The 15988-nt window shown below is 48.9% G+C and carries 11 protein-coding genes; 9 read left to right on the forward strand and 2 right to left on the reverse strand.

What is annotated here, in order from left to right:
• Positions 1-40: 40 nt before the first annotated feature.
• Positions 41-1309 (forward strand): beta-N-acetylhexosaminidase, encoded by a 1269-nt coding sequence (nagZ, locus tag MJB10_RS06455; protein WP_314802732.1) that lies wholly within the window; start codon positions 41-43, stop codon positions 1307-1309.
• A gap of 70 nt (positions 1310-1379) precedes the next feature.
• Here nagZ and MJB10_RS06460 read toward each other — a convergent pair whose 3' ends face one another.
• The gene (locus tag MJB10_RS06460) at positions 1380-2480 is read right to left on the reverse strand and encodes a YheC/YheD family endospore coat-associated protein (protein WP_314802734.1); all 1101 of its coding nucleotides are present in this window, start codon (positions 2478-2480) and stop codon (positions 1380-1382) included.
• 224 nt (positions 2481-2704) lie between these two features.
• Here MJB10_RS06460 and MJB10_RS06465 point away from each other — a divergent pair, with 224 nt between their 5' ends.
• From MJB10_RS06465 to MJB10_RS06495, 7 genes are all read left to right on the forward strand, one after another.
• Entirely contained in the window at positions 2705-3895 is a 1191-nt protein-coding gene (locus MJB10_RS06465; protein WP_314802735.1) for a glycosyltransferase family 4 protein, read from the forward strand.
• A 91-nt stretch (positions 3896-3986) separates the two neighbouring features.
• The gene (locus MJB10_RS06470) at positions 3987-7346 is read left to right on the forward strand and encodes a WIAG-tail domain (protein WP_314802737.1); all 3360 of its coding nucleotides are present in this window, start codon (positions 3987-3989) and stop codon (positions 7344-7346) included.
• A gap of 224 nt (positions 7347-7570) precedes the next feature.
• Positions 7571-8290 carry a sugar phosphate nucleotidyltransferase gene (locus MJB10_RS06475; protein WP_314802738.1) on the forward strand — a complete coding sequence of 240 codons (720 nt, stop codon included), beginning with the start codon at positions 7571-7573 and terminating at the stop codon, positions 8288-8290.
• A gap of 1 nt (position 8291) precedes the next feature.
• Positions 8292-9293 carry a dTDP-glucose 4,6-dehydratase gene (gene rfbB, locus MJB10_RS06480; protein ID WP_314802739.1) on the forward strand — a complete coding sequence of 334 codons (1002 nt, stop codon included), beginning with the start codon at positions 8292-8294 and terminating at the stop codon, positions 9291-9293.
• Positions 9290-10168 carry a dTDP-4-dehydrorhamnose reductase gene (rfbD, locus tag MJB10_RS06485; protein ID WP_314802740.1) on the forward strand — a complete coding sequence of 293 codons (879 nt, stop codon included), beginning with the start codon at positions 9290-9292 and terminating at the stop codon, positions 10166-10168. The genes rfbB and rfbD overlap by 4 nt, the downstream gene beginning before the upstream one ends.
• 95 nt (positions 10169-10263) lie before the next feature.
• On the forward strand, positions 10264-11058 hold the full coding sequence (locus tag MJB10_RS06490; RefSeq protein WP_314802742.1) for a glycosyltransferase family 2 protein: 795 nt from the start codon (positions 10264-10266) through the stop codon (positions 11056-11058).
• Positions 11059-11062: 4 nt separating this feature from the next.
• On the forward strand, positions 11063-12166 hold the full coding sequence (locus MJB10_RS06495) for a glycosyltransferase (protein ID WP_314802744.1): 1104 nt from the start codon (positions 11063-11065) through the stop codon (positions 12164-12166).
• A 33-nt stretch (positions 12167-12199) separates the two neighbouring features.
• Here MJB10_RS06495 and MJB10_RS06500 read toward each other — a convergent pair whose 3' ends face one another.
• Entirely contained in the window at positions 12200-13189 is a 990-nt protein-coding gene (locus MJB10_RS06500; RefSeq protein WP_314802746.1) for a ketoacyl-ACP synthase III, read from the reverse strand.
• An 851-nt stretch (positions 13190-14040) separates the two neighbouring features.
• Here MJB10_RS06500 and MJB10_RS06505 point away from each other — a divergent pair.
• Positions 14041-15945, forward strand: a complete 1905-nt coding sequence (locus MJB10_RS06505; RefSeq protein WP_314802748.1) for a CBM96 family carbohydrate-binding protein — start codon at positions 14041-14043, stop codon at positions 15943-15945.
• Positions 15946-15988: the final 43 nt, after the last annotated feature.

Consider the following 15988-nt stretch of genomic DNA (forward strand, 5'->3'; position numbering starts at 1 on the left):
TATCGTTGTAGATGCGGGAACCCGAAGAGAGGAGGACAAAGTGAAGCCACTACTGATTTTGTTCATACTGCTCTTATCAGGTTGTCAGTTTCATCAAGGAGCACAAGTCGCTAGGCCAACACCAACGAGCAGCTTGCCTGTAAGCTCAGTCCCATCAGCCACTCCTAACATGGAAGCTCCTTCCCCGACTAGTACTGCAACTCCTAAGCCTACAGACATGCAGGGAGTTCCTGCTTCCATGACTTTGGATGAAAAGCTCGGTCAGATGGTTATTGCAGGCATCGATGGTTTTACATTAAACGAGCAAGCTCGTGAATTGATAACCACCTATCATGTTGGCGGTATTATTTTGTATAAACCGAATGTGAAAGATACGAAACAGCTGGTTGATTTGGTCAATGAACTTAAGCTGTCCAACAATGGGAATCCACTTCCGCTCTGGTTAGGTGTCGATGAGGAAGGCGGTCGAGTCACACGTCTGCCAGATGAAATTACCAAAACACCTTCAAGTCAAATCATTGGAAAGACGGGCAAACCCGCAATAGCCCACGATATTGGGCAGTTATTAGGAAAAGAACTGCTCGCCTATGGCTTGAATATGGACTTTGCCCCAGATCTCGACGTAAATTCGAATCCGAAAAATCCTGTCATTGGGGATCGATCCTTCGGCGCAAATGCAACGACGGTAAGCACGTATGGGATCCCGATGATGAAGGGATTGCAAGAGATGAAAGTCGTTCCCGTTGTGAAGCACTTTCCTGGGCATGGAGACACTTCAGTCGATTCGCATGTAGGCTTGCCCGTTGTGCAGAACGATTTGGCTCGCTTGCGCAAGCTGGAGTTGGTGCCGTTCGCAGAAGCGATTCGCCAGCAGGCGGACGCGATAATGGTTGCACACATTTTGCTGCCCAAAATTGACTCGGCGAATCCCGCTTCCATGTCCAAAAAAATCATGACTGACCTTCTCAGACAGGAGCTTGGCTTCCAAGGTCTTATTATGACGGATGACATGACGATGGGGGCTATCGCTGAAAATTACAACATGAGTGAAGCTGCCCAGAAGTCCGTGCTGGCTGGCTCGAATGTAGTGATGGTCGGGCATGATCCCGAGAAAGCGATGGCTGTCCTGAAATCTCTGAAGGCGGCTGTGCAAGCAGGTACGATTCCGATGGCAACCATCGATCAAAGTGTCGCAGAGGTGGTTCGGTTAAAACGAAAGTATCTCCTGCAAGATCGACCAGTGGTTGCCCCAGATCCGAAAAGCTTAGATTTGGAAGTTGCGCGGGTGCTTGCTCCGATCAAGAAATAGGCTCTAAACATAGTAAAAACACCGTATTTGCGAGGTAATCCTCGCAAGCACGGTGTTTTTTGCTGTAAGTTCAATTAGGAGGCGTACCGCCGTCTAAGATGAATTTGGCATAAGCGATAGGGTTGTAATAGGTGGACTGCCAACAGGCCTGCATATCCGCTTCGCGGAAGCTGTAACGTTGATCTTTGCTGTTGCATTCAATGAAAAGCGGATACCCATCTTTGGTAATCGCAATATCGAGGCCGATGTCAGCTAAATTCGGTAAATCCAAGCTGAGCTGCTGGGCAACGAGGAGCGAGAAGTCCGTAATCTCGCGGCACACATGATCTTGGTTCAGATGCGGGTATTCTGTATTTAGTATATCGGTTAATGTCATCAACCGTCCGCCTTGCGCCACATTCGTAAGGAATTGCTTGCTGGATGCTACCTTGGCGACGATGCCCGTTACCCCCCATTCACCGTTCGCCCCGCGCTGCACCGAAATGCGCATATCAAACGGTCGTCCCGCAACCGTTGCAAGGGGAAGGCACTGTTGCACCATATAGCTGCCTGTGCGAAGCCTGCGCCGCAGGATCAAGGGTAAGCGTTGACGGAAGATGAGGGTTCTCCATTTACGATTGCTTAGCTTCATATTAACGGGATACTGAAGATTCCATTTCCCGGATCTCCGTTCTAACTTCATGACGCCGCGCCCAATGCTAGAATTGGTAGGTTTTATGATGAGAGAGTCATAGGAGGCCATCATCGCTTTGACATTGGGGATCGTAGCTGGGAATGTACAGGGGAGATGCGGACGAATGGCTTCATTTTTCATCAATAGTTCATGTATGCGCAGCTTGCTATAGCGGTTCCACTGATTGAAGATTTGAATCCCGCGTTTGGACCATTCCCCCAACGTCTTCGCTGACTCCGGATCCAAATATATGGCACGATTGTGGACCACTTTCGGGAGTTTGGACCATTTCCTTTTATAACGGCCGTCTTCTTGGACATAGGCATGAACCTTCATCGTTTTCATACGAACATCTTGTATGCGAAAATAACATGGTGTTACCCCATAAAACTTGCCAGCATCCCCGTAAAATCCAATAGCTTCATATTTTGTGTTCCCTAGAGGAATACCTGCAAACAAAGCATCGTTGACCAAAATACCCACATAGGGATTACTCATGTACGTCACTCCTTCTCCAAGTGGGGGATCTGCGTGCAGTCTGAAATGCGAATTACTTTTAGTTTATGGCAAAAGTTGCGTGCTTGTTTGTACAGGAGCTGATACTTTCTTCGTAAAACAAGGACAGATGCCCATGCTTTATGACTTTCTCCGCATATGTATAGAAGGAAGATTAGAAATGGGGCCTGGATTCGTGCCTCATTGGAACCAGGAGGGTCAGTATTTTGAAGACAAAACGGAAGTCCCCATTGCCTCGTCTCGTCATCGTCACACCAGGATCCTTTCCTATCCCCTCAGGGAACAGCAGCTCGGTCGAGCAAGTCATTCAGAAGACAGCGGAGCATCTCGTCAAACGAATGCCTGTCTATGTGCTTGGCCGGAAGGCGCCGAATCAACCATGGAAGGAGATTAAGCAAGGAATCGCATATAGGAGGGTGCGTTATCAAGGGCCTAAATCCTATATTTCACATATCCATAAAGAAATCTCCCGCCTGCGGCCAAACATTATTCAAGTGGACAATCGGCCGCGGTTTCTTGGCATTCTTCGGAAGAAGCATCCAAAGGCGATCCTAAGCCTGGTCTTGCATTCCACGACCTTTATTACGGAGCCTCATATCTCCAAAAAAGCGTTAACCGCATGCTTGCAAGGGGCAGACGTCATTATTGTGAATAGCGATTTCCTGAAACGGTATTTGCAACAAGAAGTACCTAGTGCCGCGCGCAAAATCAAAACGCATTATTTGGGCGTCGATACAGGGCAATTTACATCGAAATGGTCGGTAAAAGGTCAGGAAACGCGAAAGCTCATGCGAAAGAAGCTGGATTGTGAGAATTGCAAAATCATTTTGTTCGTAGGCCGGTTGATCTCGAAGAAAGGTGTTCATCATCTGATTGAGGCGATGCACCGTGTTATTGAAAGCGAGCCAACAGCGAAATTAGTCCTTGTCGGAAGTGCCTTTTATGGATCAGATAAAGTAACGGGGTATGTCAAAGGGCTTGTGAAATCGGCGAAAAAGCTGTCCAATCATGTAACGTTTATTCCTTATGTGAAGCATCAAGAAATGCCCAAATGGATTGGAATTGCAGATGTTCTCGTTGTGCCTTCTATTGGGCCTGAAGCGTTCGGACTCGTCAATGTAGAAGCGATGGCAACGGGTGTTCCCGTTATTGCGACTAGGGTCGGAGGGATTCAAGAAGTGATCGAGCATGGGCAAACGGGCTACCTAGTTGATCCGGCCAACATTAAGACAGAGCTGCCAGAAAATATCCTGCGTGTGATCAAAGATGAGAATTTACAGCGCACGCTGGGAGAGAACGGACTTAGGCGGGTAAACGAGTTGTTTACATGGCAGAAAGCTGCCCAAGTGAGATTTCATTTGTACAGTCAAATGCGAAAGGAAACGGCTCTTGTCTAGGTTAGCGCACATTTTTCAGGGCTAATGTACTCATTAGGCTAAGAATGAATATGTTACCATGAGTAATCCTTCGTGAATGGAGAGGAGTCCTATGAGTAAGCGTAAGAATATCATCAATCGCAGCACCAACAGCATCCCCAGTACCAACAACCAAAAGGCGAATGTACACAAAGTGAACGCAAGCTTGAATGAATTGAAATGGCTCGACGAACCGCTGGTTAGGACGGAGAAGATCGAAGATCTGCCCAAGCCGAAACCCCTTATTTCTGCGGTGGAAAAGGCAACGCCGGCCAAGGCCCCAGAGGTGCCAAAAGCGAATGAAAATGAGAAGCCAGACGACTTGTTAATCGAGCGTAAAACGGGGAAGTTCATTGAACCGGTTATCTATACCGATGACATTGTGAATGAAGCAATCACATGGGATAAAATTGCAAGCCGGTCCATCGATGATACGAAAATCAAACCGTTCAGTATCGGTGCTAGGTCGATCAAGGACTTGGCTGTTGAGCAGTCCAAATTGGCGCAGGGAAGTGTAACTCGTTCGAAAATTTCGAATCATGCCATCCACGACGAGCATGTGGCTCCAAACAGCATTTCAGGAGATAAAATTCAAGAAAACTCGATATCTGGCGCGAAATTGTTAGACGATAGCATTACAGCAGCCAAAATTGCCGATCACGCAATTGATTCCACCAAACTGGCGGATCAAGCGATTTTGCCGCAGCATTTATCTGAATTTATTATTACAAGCCAATTGATTGATCATCAGGCGGTTACGTCGGATAAAATTTTTAGCGGCGCTGTGCAGACAAAGCATTTGGCCAATCATATTATTGATACAGCTAAGATAATGGATGCATCGGTCACCTCCGACAAAATCAGGGATCATGCGATAACCGAAAACAAATTGGGGATTGGCAGCATTAATGCCACACATATTAAGGGACAAATTATCTCTTCGGCGCATTTGGAGAATGGATCGATTACGAGTGACACTCTGGCTGATGAGTCCGTTACGAGCACGAAACTGGCACCCAAAGCCATCGAGTCGGAACATCTCTCGCAAGCAGTTATTAAAGGTCACCATATTGATGCTGCCGAAGTGACGAGTTACCACATTACGAATCAAGCGATCCAGACTCAGCACATTGGGGAAGGCGCGATCGATACGAAGCTTATCCAGGACGGTGCGATTACCGTACAGAAACTGAGCGATCATATCATTTCCAGCCGCCATTTGACTTCACAAGTCGTGGAGTCTGTCCACTTGACCGATAACGTGATTACGAACAGCAAATTGCAAGATAGTGCTGTTACGGCAGAGAAACTGGCACCGGGAGCTGTTGAATCCAAGCATATTGGTTCCAATATGATCCAAACCGAACATTTGGAAGATCATGCGATATCCAGTTCCAAGCTGGCTGCTGGCGCTGTCCAAACTGATAAGCTGGCCGAAGGCAGTGTGACTAATTCCAAACTGAAGGACGAAAGTGTCACTTCAAGTAAAATCGCGAATCGCAGCATACTCTCAACGCATCTTCAGGATGAAATTATAGCGAGCGGGCACATTGCCAAGGGAGCCATTGGTGATCAGCAGATCGATTCGCAAGCGATTCATCGCAATCATATTGCAGACGAAGCGATCGTGACCAGACATATTCAAGAAGAAACAGTGACAACAAGTAAACTGGCCGAAGAAGCTGTCACGACGGCGAAAATTGCCTCGATGTCGATTGAATCACGTCATTTGCAAGAAGATATTATTGAGGGACTTCATATTAAGAGAGGATCTATTACCTCGGATCATCTAGCTCAGGGTTCCATTACACTTGATGTATTTGAGGATCGAAGTCTGGTCGGAACGAAGCTGAAGGAAAGCGCCATCTCGACAGAGACGATCGCTGACGGAGCAGTCACGGAAGATAAGCTGGCGAATGGCGCTGTAGGAACTCGGCACCTTCAGGCGGAGTCAGTTTCCTCGGAGAGCATTGCCAAGCAAGCCATCACAAACGCGAAATTGAAGGATCGTGTTGTGACGGAAGATAAATTGACGGATGGAAGTGTAACCAGTCGCATCATTGCGAACAAAGCGGTTAGCGCTGAGCATATCCTGGATGGAGCCATTACGGCCTCAAAGCTTGCCAATGAAAGTGTGCATGGCAGCAAGCTTGCTGCAGGTGCGGTCGTAGCACGGCATTTGGCAGACGGCACAGTGAATAGCGCTAAGGTTGCTAATCGTGCGATTCAAAGTGAGCATCTGGCAGACGGTGCCGTTGTTGGCAGCAAACTGGCCAATGATAGCATCGACAGCTCGAAAATTATGTCAGGCGCAATCACAGACGAACATTTGCCGCCTGGTCTAGTGAAAGGGACGAAGCTAGCGCACGGATCTGTGAGTAATCAGCATCTTGTTGCCGGTGCGATCGACAGTGAAAAGCTGGCTGTTAATTCCGTAGACAGCTCTAAAATCGTTTCTGGCTCGGTGAATAACTATCATCTTGCCGATCACGCAGTATTTGGCGTAAAATTGGCGCCTGGCAGCGTCGATGGAAGCAAACTGGCTGTCGGTTCGGTAAGTGGAGAGCATTTGATCGAGGGCATCGTGGATGCCACCAAGTTGGCGCCTGGCTGTGTGGATAACAGTAAGATAATGTACGGGGCGGTTCAACGCGAGCATTTATCGGACTTTATCGTGGATGGTTTAAAGATTGCTTTAAGTTCTGTTACAGGCGCCCATCTTGCGAATGGCTCTATTGAAGGCACGAAACTGGTTAATGGCAGTATTGACAGTAGTAAACTAACTGTGGATGCCGTTCAAAATGAGCACCTGCAAGCGGGTGCAATCACCGTTGATAAGCTTGCGTCAAACAGCGTAGACAGCAGCAAACTGGTGCAAGGCGCCGTGAATCGTGAACACCTTGCCAATGAAGCGGTAACGGGGGCAAAGCTGTCGCCTGAAAGTGTGGACAGCAGTAAAATTGCGGGTGGAGCGGTCGTTACAGCCAAACTCGCAGATGGCAGTGTCGATAGTAAGAAGCTGGCGAATGGATCTGTCCAGAATCCGCATCTTGCACCTGGCAGTATTGATGGAAGCAAGCTGCAACCAGGAGTTGTCACGAATGAGCATCTTGCCGATGCTTCGTTGACCGTCACGAAATTTGCAGATAATGTTCTCCGGACATCCTCCAAACAAAGAAATATTTTGCAACAGTTTGGTTTGGAGCCGTTTGAAATGAAGATCCAGGATGAGACGATTGAGCTTGTGCTCCATTTCGAAGAGGAATATGCGAATGAGAACTATGTGCTGACAGCGATCACGAATCATCCCGCTTCCTATGTCATTGTTAGTGCAAAGTCAACGAAAAGCGCGCTACTTTCCATTGTGCGTGCGAAGTTCTCCAATGATCAAAAAGGGATCGTGAATTGGATGGCAATTGGTCAAAGTCAATAAGGCAATGATCAGCTTTCTGCATGATGACTCTGATAAAACGGTGTTTCGCAGTTTATGCGGGATTGCCGTTTTTTGTTGTTTCCCCCCAGGTAACCCGTGTGATAGTTGGATAACCAATTTTCAAGGGAGGGCAAATCGTCCAATTTCTGTAAATTACCTAAGCATATGATAGGAGAAATGAGGATGACACTTGAGATTCGAGTGGTTGTTGAGGGGGATGACGTGTGAAAGGTGTTGTACTTGCAGGAGGAACAGGAAGCCGGTTACGACCTTTAACGCAGATGATCAATAAGCATTTGCTTCCCGTTGGTGAAAAGCCGATGATTCAATATGCCATTGAGAAACTAGGAAATGCAGGTATTCAAGATATCCTTGTCATTACAGGGAGACAATCAGCGGGGCTATTCGTCGATTATTTGGGGAGCGGAGACCGATTCGGCGTTCAATTGACGTACAAGATCCAAGAGCAGGCAGGCGGTATCGCGCAAGCGTTAGGTTTAGCGGAGGATTTTATCCAGCGCGGTCAGAAATTCGTCGTCATGCTCGGAGATAACTTATTTGAAGATTCGCTTCTACCGATGATCGAAGTCTATCGGACACAAGAGACAGGAGCGATGGTCCTTCTGAAAGAGGTGGAGGACCCTCGCAGATATGGCGTAGCTACGATGAGTCATGGTCGCTTGGATGTCATTGTTGAGAAGCCGGAGCACCCTGACTCGCCCTATGCCGTAACGGGCATCTATCTCTATGATTCTTCAGTGTTTGACATTATTAAAGGGCAATCTCCTTCAACAAGAGGAGAAATGGAAATCACTGATGTGAATAATGTCTATGCCGCAACCCACACGTTGAATCATAGGATTCTCAAGGGTTGGTGGATCGACGCGGGTACACATGAATCGCTCTTCCAAGCTTCTGTATTCGTTAGGAAGGAGAACGGTTAATATGCAATCATTGCTAGTGACGGGCGGTATGGGCTTTATTGGAAGCAATTTTATTCACTATTGGAAGGAACATCACCCTGAGGATCGTATCGTGAATGTTGATGCACTTACGTATGCAGGTAATCGGGATAACCTTCGCATGATGGAAGGGCAATTAGGATATGCGTTCGTTCATGGCAGTATCAGCGATGAGGCGCTTATGATGAGGCTCCTGCAAGGGATAGATGTGGTCGTTCATTTTGCAGCGGAATCGCATGTAGATCGCAGTATTGAGCACCCTGGCGGCTTCGTGATGACGAATGTGATGGGAACTCAAATCTTGCTTGAAGCTGCACGACAACGGCAAGTGAAGAAGTTTATTCATATTTCCACGGATGAAGTATATGGCTCCCTTGGAGATGAAGGGGCATTCAGTGAAATGACGCCAATCGCTCCGAACTCTCCTTATTCCGCTAGCAAAGCGGGCTCCGATTTACTCGTCCGCGCCTACTATGAAACCTATGGCTTTCCCGCTGTCATTACCCGCTGTTCCAACAATTACGGCCCCCGTCAATTTCCCGAAAAACTGATTCCCCTTGGGATCACCCGCGCCCTTCGTGATGGCATCATTCCCCTCTATGGTGATGGTTTACATGTTCGAGACTGGCTGTACGTTGAGGATCATTGTTCTGCCATTGAACGAGTGATCGCCGCTGGTGTTCCTGGAGAAGTGTACAACATCGGCGGTCAAAATGAACGAACGAATGTGGAGGTTGTAAAGCGGATCTTAGCGCTGCTAGGCAAATCGGAGCAATTAATTCAATACGTTACGGATCGCTTGGGGCATGATCGCAGATATGCGATGGATAGCTCGAAGATACATCGGGAGCTAGGCTGGGCACCTGCGTATTCGTTTGAGCAAGGACTTGCGAAGACGCTGGATTGGTATGTCCAAGAAACGGCATGGTGTGCCCGTATTGCTGATGGCTCGTACCGATGCCATAAGGAAGAGGATCCCTCATGAACATTCTGATTACAGGAGCGGGTGGGCAGTTAGGGTATGACCTTATGCGTGTCATGGGTCCGCTCCATCGCATCATCGGCGTTGCTAGAGCCAGCTTGGATGTTACTCAGGAACAAGCCGTCCTCGACCTGCTGCTCGCGCAGCGGCCAGACGTTGTCATTCATGCTGCTGCCTTTACGAATGTGGACGGAGCTGAAAGGGAGAAAGAGGCGGCTTTCCAAGTGAATGCCATGGGCGCTTTGCATGTTGCTAAAGCGTGTGAACGAATAGGTGCCAAGCTTGTCTATGTGAGCACGGATTATGTATTCGACGGGACGAAATTATCCCCGTATGACGAGCAGGATATTCCTAATCCCCTCAGTGTATACGGGCATTCCAAGCTGCTCGGAGAGAAGTTCGTTAGCATGACGTGTGCGAAGCATTTTATTGTCCGAACCTCCTGGTTATATGGGACGAAGGGAACGAATTTTGTAACTAAAGTATTGGAAAAAGCTCGTAGGGATCAGGCCATTTCCATTGTGGATGATCAGTTCGGTTCGCCCACTTATTGCTTAGACCTTGCTCTCTTCATGCGAGATCTCATCGCCACCGATCGTTATGGTCTCTATCATGCGTCCAATGAAGGGATATGTTCCCGTTATGAATTTGCCGAGCACATTCTGACAACCGCAGGTTTGTTATCACAAGTTACCTTGAAACCTGTTCCTACTGATGCCTTCCTGACTTCACCTGCAGCACGGCCGATGTACTCGGCTTTTGCACAGAAGGCGATGTGCGAGAAGGGCTTTACACCGATGCGCGATTGGCGCTCTGCGCTCGATTTCTTCTTGCAGGTGGATTATTTCGAGACAGCCATCCTGACAAAAATCCAATAGAAGTTGTGCAATCGCGGCTTCTGCCCTGCCCAATTCCCAAAAGCATCATAGAATGTGTAAAGCAGGTATTCCGCCACGGTCAGGAGTTGAACCGCATGAGTGATAACAAGGTTGAATTAGACGCTGAACAGGTTTCTCCTAGCTCATCTGCGCCTTCACCGCCACCTGTTGTCTCTGTCATTATCCCAGTCTGCAACGAGGCTGCGACCTTGGCCAAGGTCATTCGGCAAGCATTTCTCGTGCATAAACATACGGAAGTCATCGTTATCGAGAACGGCTCCACGGACGGGAGTAAAGAAATTGCGGAGCGAGCTGGCGCAAGAGTCTTTTCATTTCCACACCGATTAGGCCATGATGTCGGCCGCAGTTTAGGTGCCAAAGAAGCGAAAGGCGATATCCTACTTTTCGTTGATGCTGATTTCATTATCCCCGCGAAGGAAATGATTCCGCTCATTCAAGCGGTGGAACAGGGGGTGGATGTCGCCCTGAATAAATATAACGGCAACACATCGAATAAGGAAATTCATCGGGTTGTTCTGGCGAAATATGCCTTAAATGCGATCCTATCTCGCGCCGATTTGCAAGGCAACTCCATGACTTCCATTCCTCATGCGATTAGCCGGAGGGCTCTCCAAACCATAGGAGCCGAGAATCTTGCTATTCCACCGCTGGCACAAACGATTGCGATCCAAAGCGGTCTTCGTATTCGTGCCCCACATTACATTGAAGTCGGGAATCGAAATCGTGTTCGAACGCATGCAACGCCAGGTGATCCTGTCGGCGACCTCATCCTGGGAGATCATTTGGAAGCGATTGGCTGGCTTATCCAAGCCACAGATGCGAGGGCTCATCTCCTGGATAAGACTCGAAAAAGAGAAAAGTTGAGGTGAGTTCGTGAAGTCCAAAAGTAAGAAGCCATCGAAGAAACAGGCACCCATCAAGCGAAAAAGCAAACGCGGGGAGCTGATGACTTCAGCAGCTACAACCCTCTTAAAACGAGACAGCACACTCACACGTTCGCAGCATTTCTGGCGGAGCAAGGGCTTGCAAGCTGGAACCAGCTATGCGACTACTTTGCGCGCAAGCCAGCGCGTCTTTCAGAACAAGGTACTGAGCGATGCTTGGGTAAAATGGTATAAAACCCAGCCAAGGCTAGCTGAGCTGCCCAACTATGTGGAGGCTTCTAAAGGATTTATCTCTGGTGTCAGCAAAGTGTTAAAAAAGGAACCGCCGAATTGGGTGCTCCTTCCAACGAAGCGTACGGTCGGGGCCATTGTCACCGTTTCCAATGCGGAGGGCACGATTGTGCAAGTGTTGGAGCAGCTGCAGCGTCTTGCGCTTGAGGAGCTCATCGTGATTGTGCACGGTTCGACGGACCGAACGTTAGAGAGGGTAAGAGCGAATGCCAAGGGGCAGGTCGTTCTTTACCGGGATTTCATCGGTCAGGATGTAGGAAGGGCGATTGGAACCAAGAGATCGAAATCCGATATTTTGCTTTTTCTGGAAGGCAACCAGATCGTTGCGGCGGAAAAGCTGATTCCTTTTATTCAGGATATCGAGAAAGGGTCTGATATTGCGCTTAACAATGTCACACCGTATACGCCGCCCTTTTCCCAGTGGGATACGAATACCGTGATGAAGCATTTTCTGAATGTTTCGCTCAATCGAACCGATTTGTATGTGAACTCCCTCGCGGACGTTCCTCATGCGATTTCACGCAAAGCGCTCCAAATTGTCGACCAGTCTGAACTTATGGTATCGCCCAAAGCACATACCCACGCCGTTCTGGCGGGCCTGCGCATCACAGCGCCTACCAGTGTAAAGCCCGCAGCTGCGAGTACTAGCAGCAAGGGAGTCAAGAATGAGGCGAGTCGCGAGGGGATTCGTTCAGGCATTGGTGATCATGTCGAAGCGTTGCAGATGGCGATGCAAGCCAAAGGGGGGCGGATCGATTTTCTGGATATTATTCGAAATAGGGAAGTCATTGAGGGGGAGTGAGCTTGACTTTCCCTATTTCGCTTTCGCTTGCTGCTACCCCCATCGAATAATTAAGCCAGCATGCGTCAAGCCGCCGCCAAAGCCATAGAGCAACATCGTGTCGCCATCTTGTACTTTCTCTTCGCGAATGCCCAGATCCAGCGCAAGCGGAATGGAGGCCGCGGACGTGTTGCCGAAGTATTCGAGGCTGTAGAGTGTTTGTTCGATCGGGATACCGCTCTTCTCACAAATCGAATCAATCATTCGCAGATTGGCGCTGTGTGGGATGAACCAGTCGATATCGCTGGTGGATAGACCGCTCTTGATGAGCAATTGCTCAATGCCCTGCGGGACTGTGGAAACAGCGAAGCGATAGACTTCACGGCCATTTTGGACAAGCTTGCCATTGCCGATCAGGGGAGCTCCGTTTAAATCTGCGGCTAGTCCAGTACGATACACGTGCTTCGCGCCCGTTCCATCTGAGCCGATATGATGCGCGAGGAAGGAAGGCTGCTCCGCATCATGTTCAACGATGACGGCGCCAGCTCCATCACCGAATAAGATGCAGGTGGAACGGTCGGAGTAGTCTGTAATCTTGGATAGGGCATCAGCCCCGATCACAAGAATTTTGCGATGCGCGCCGGCGGAGACGAGCGCGCTTGCGGTATGAAGCGCGTAGGTGAAGCCCGCGCAGGTTGCGTTCAGATCGTAGGCGCCAGTGTGCGCGAGGCCGAAATGAGCTTGAACGAGACACGCCACAGGCGTAGAAGATAGATCTGGTGTATGTGTAGCGACGATGATGAGCTCGACGTTCGTGAGCGCGTCGGGATACCTCGTCAGCATGTTGTTTACAGCAGCGATGCAGAGGTGGCTGGTGAACTCATGCTCCTCCGCGATGCGGCGCTCGCGAATGCCAGTGCGCTGCACAATCCATTCATCGTTCGTATCCACCCAGTGAGAAAGTTCCTCGTTCGTCAGAATACGCGATGGCACATAAGTGCCGATGGCGGTGAGGCGAGCTTGCAAGGGCAGAGAGGAAGGCATGGTTGACACTCCTTTTGGTATCAAGTATTAGTACTAGGTACTAATTTAGTGTAAGGGATAGTTGAGGGTGTTGTCAAGGGTGAACTGCTCTCTTACCTGCTCTATTGGGGAAGCGGATTCAACGGGGATGGAGTCACCTCAGTTGGATGAGTTGATTCAGCAGGCAGACCACTCTATGTATCAAATGAATGAATCGTGAAAGCCCTCGGCTTTTTTTGAATGCGTTGCAGAAGGAAGCGGTGTTCTCGATTTGTGGGGCGATGTCTTGAAGCGGTAACCGCCTGCGAATTTCATGACCTGCAATTAGAGAGGTATCTACCTTGACATTCCCTTCATCAGTGTTGGCGAATTTGACGTATTCCACCTTGATCTTGGGAAATTTTTTGTTGAATTCCTTGATCATCTCGTCAGGACCTTGATCCTCATTCCAAGCGCCCCACCACGATATTTTCGCAGGTTTATCGGTTGCTGATCCAGCTACAGTCGTTGCACTCCGAGACTATGCTACCTACCAAACCGCTCAACTGACCAATGTTGCATTGACAAAAGGAAGATAAGCGCTAAGCGGTAGGCAAATTGAAATCCCGGCTGCGTCAACCGCTAAGGAGGTCATGCAACGAGTCGGCTTGTCGACTTTCATATAGCGTTTTTTATTATGATGCGTTGGTGGTTTAAAAAAGGAGAGTTAAAAACAGGGAGTTGAGCGACAGTCTTTATCAAAGATAAAATCAGAGCAACTCAAGGTGAGGGGGGGGAGGTTAAACGGAAGAGGAGTATGAGACATCAGTGTGTTGCTTGAATCAACAACTATTGAATCCACGATGAAGAAAGGAAGATGTTATATGTTTACGATGAAGCGAAAGGTTAAGCAAACCACAGGAGTATTGCTAGCTGCGGCCGTGCTGTTTCTAGGCGCCATTCCTGTTAGCTCAGTCTCGGCCGCGGCTGGTACGGTATCGATTGACTATGCGACTGCTGTAGCCACCGGTCACCCGGAAGTATTCGGCGGTAACGGAGGCGGAGCCACTCCGCAATATGCACAGCAGGTCACTGATATTGGATTTAGGACCGTACGTACGGAAACAGCGTTGCACAAGATGTTCACAACGATCACGCTAGACGATTATAAGAACAATGTGAACAGTATTCAAGATCCTTCAACGTGGAATTGGTCGATTATGGACGCAAATTTCGCGTGGCAGAGTACGGGTCAGAAGATGATGCTTCTCGTGACCAAAGCGCCAACTTGGCTTACTTATAGCGGGACGGAAGTTGGAGTGCCCAAGGATTGGGATGTCTACGAGGATCTTGTAAAAAAAGTGATTCAACACTACAAGGACCGAATTTCATGGGTTGAGGTATGGAACGAACCGGATAATGAATCCGCCTTCACGAGAATGGGCAGTCCCTATACAACCAAAGCAGACGCATACAATGATATCTTCTATCATGTCACCAATGCGCTCCGATCCGTTGATCCTCAAAAGACGATTAAGATCGGAGGCCCGGCACTGGCCTCTGGGACTACGTGGCCGGATTATTTAAGTTATATATTTTCGGATCCCCGTAATAGAGATAATCTTGAATTCGCCTCGATGCATGTATATAACGGAACGGACAAAATATCCACTGCCGTTAATAGTTGGCGTGCCAAGGCGCTCCAATATGGCGGAAAATCGAACTTTCCTGTCTATGTCACGGAATGGAATTATAATGCTGGACAAACTGGCACTTACGGCGGGGGAACGCCGATTAACACCATGGGAGATGAGACCATCTCCTATGTCGGTCAGAAGCTTACGGATATGTTCAGCGTAGGGACTGAGGGAGCCTATTTATTCAAAGTTAGTGGATACAGCGCGACATATCCATTCTGGTATTTCTATAAAGACGGTGCCTTTTCCCCGAAAGCGAAGACGTACCGGCTTATGTCCAAGGATCTGGGGCTCGGCAATGGTGACAGCAGCGTGAAGAGTACTTCCTTCTCAACGATCACAAGTGCGCTTGGAGCCGTCAATTCGAATGGCGAACAAATCGGGGTTCTCGTCAATAGTGATACCGTTGCCAATACGGCAAGCGTCACGTTAACGAATACAGGGCTGCCGAATGGAACGGCCGCACTTGCCATCTATGAGGCTTCAACCGCTAATGATGCAACAGCGGTTCGGAATATCCAGCTTGCCAGTGTCAGCGGCGGCACACTTACGGCGACGATTGGAGTACCGGCAGGCGCCGTAATCGGATTCAAGGTATTGTCCGCCTTCACGGCAACCGACGATGCCGCGGTACGGGACGGCAGCTATGCCGCAACCAATCAATCCGGAACCACTGCTACGACCGTAACGGTTAAGAATGACGGTACCAGCTATTTGCGGGAAGGGTATTTCAAATTTAATTTTAGCTCCTATGCCAACAGCGTTTCGGCTGCAGCGATTGTATTGACTCCGACGTTAACCGGGCAGTCGGGAATTACTCATAACGTGCTGCTAGTAGCGGACAATAGCTGGTCGGAAGGCACGATCACGTGGAATACGCGTCCGGCAGGCTCAACTGTCCTTGGATCGTACACCATTACAGGAGGCAGTCCGATTACGATCGACGTTACTTCGCAGGTTCAAAGCGCGCTTAGCAGCGGCAAGCAAATATCTATTAAGGTTGTCAGCACGACACCTTTTTCCTCATCGGGCCAAGTTGAATACGGTTCGGGGGAAAATGTAGATTTGTTAATGAGACCTGTACTAACCATCACCAAATAACGAGTAAGACAGCCTCCCGTATGGCCCCGATCGCCATGCGGGG

The sequence above is a fragment of the Paenibacillus sp. MBLB1832 genome (assembly GCF_032271945.1).
Classification (GTDB): domain Bacteria; phylum Bacillota; class Bacilli; order Paenibacillales; family NBRC-103111; genus Paenibacillus_E; species Paenibacillus_E roseopurpureus.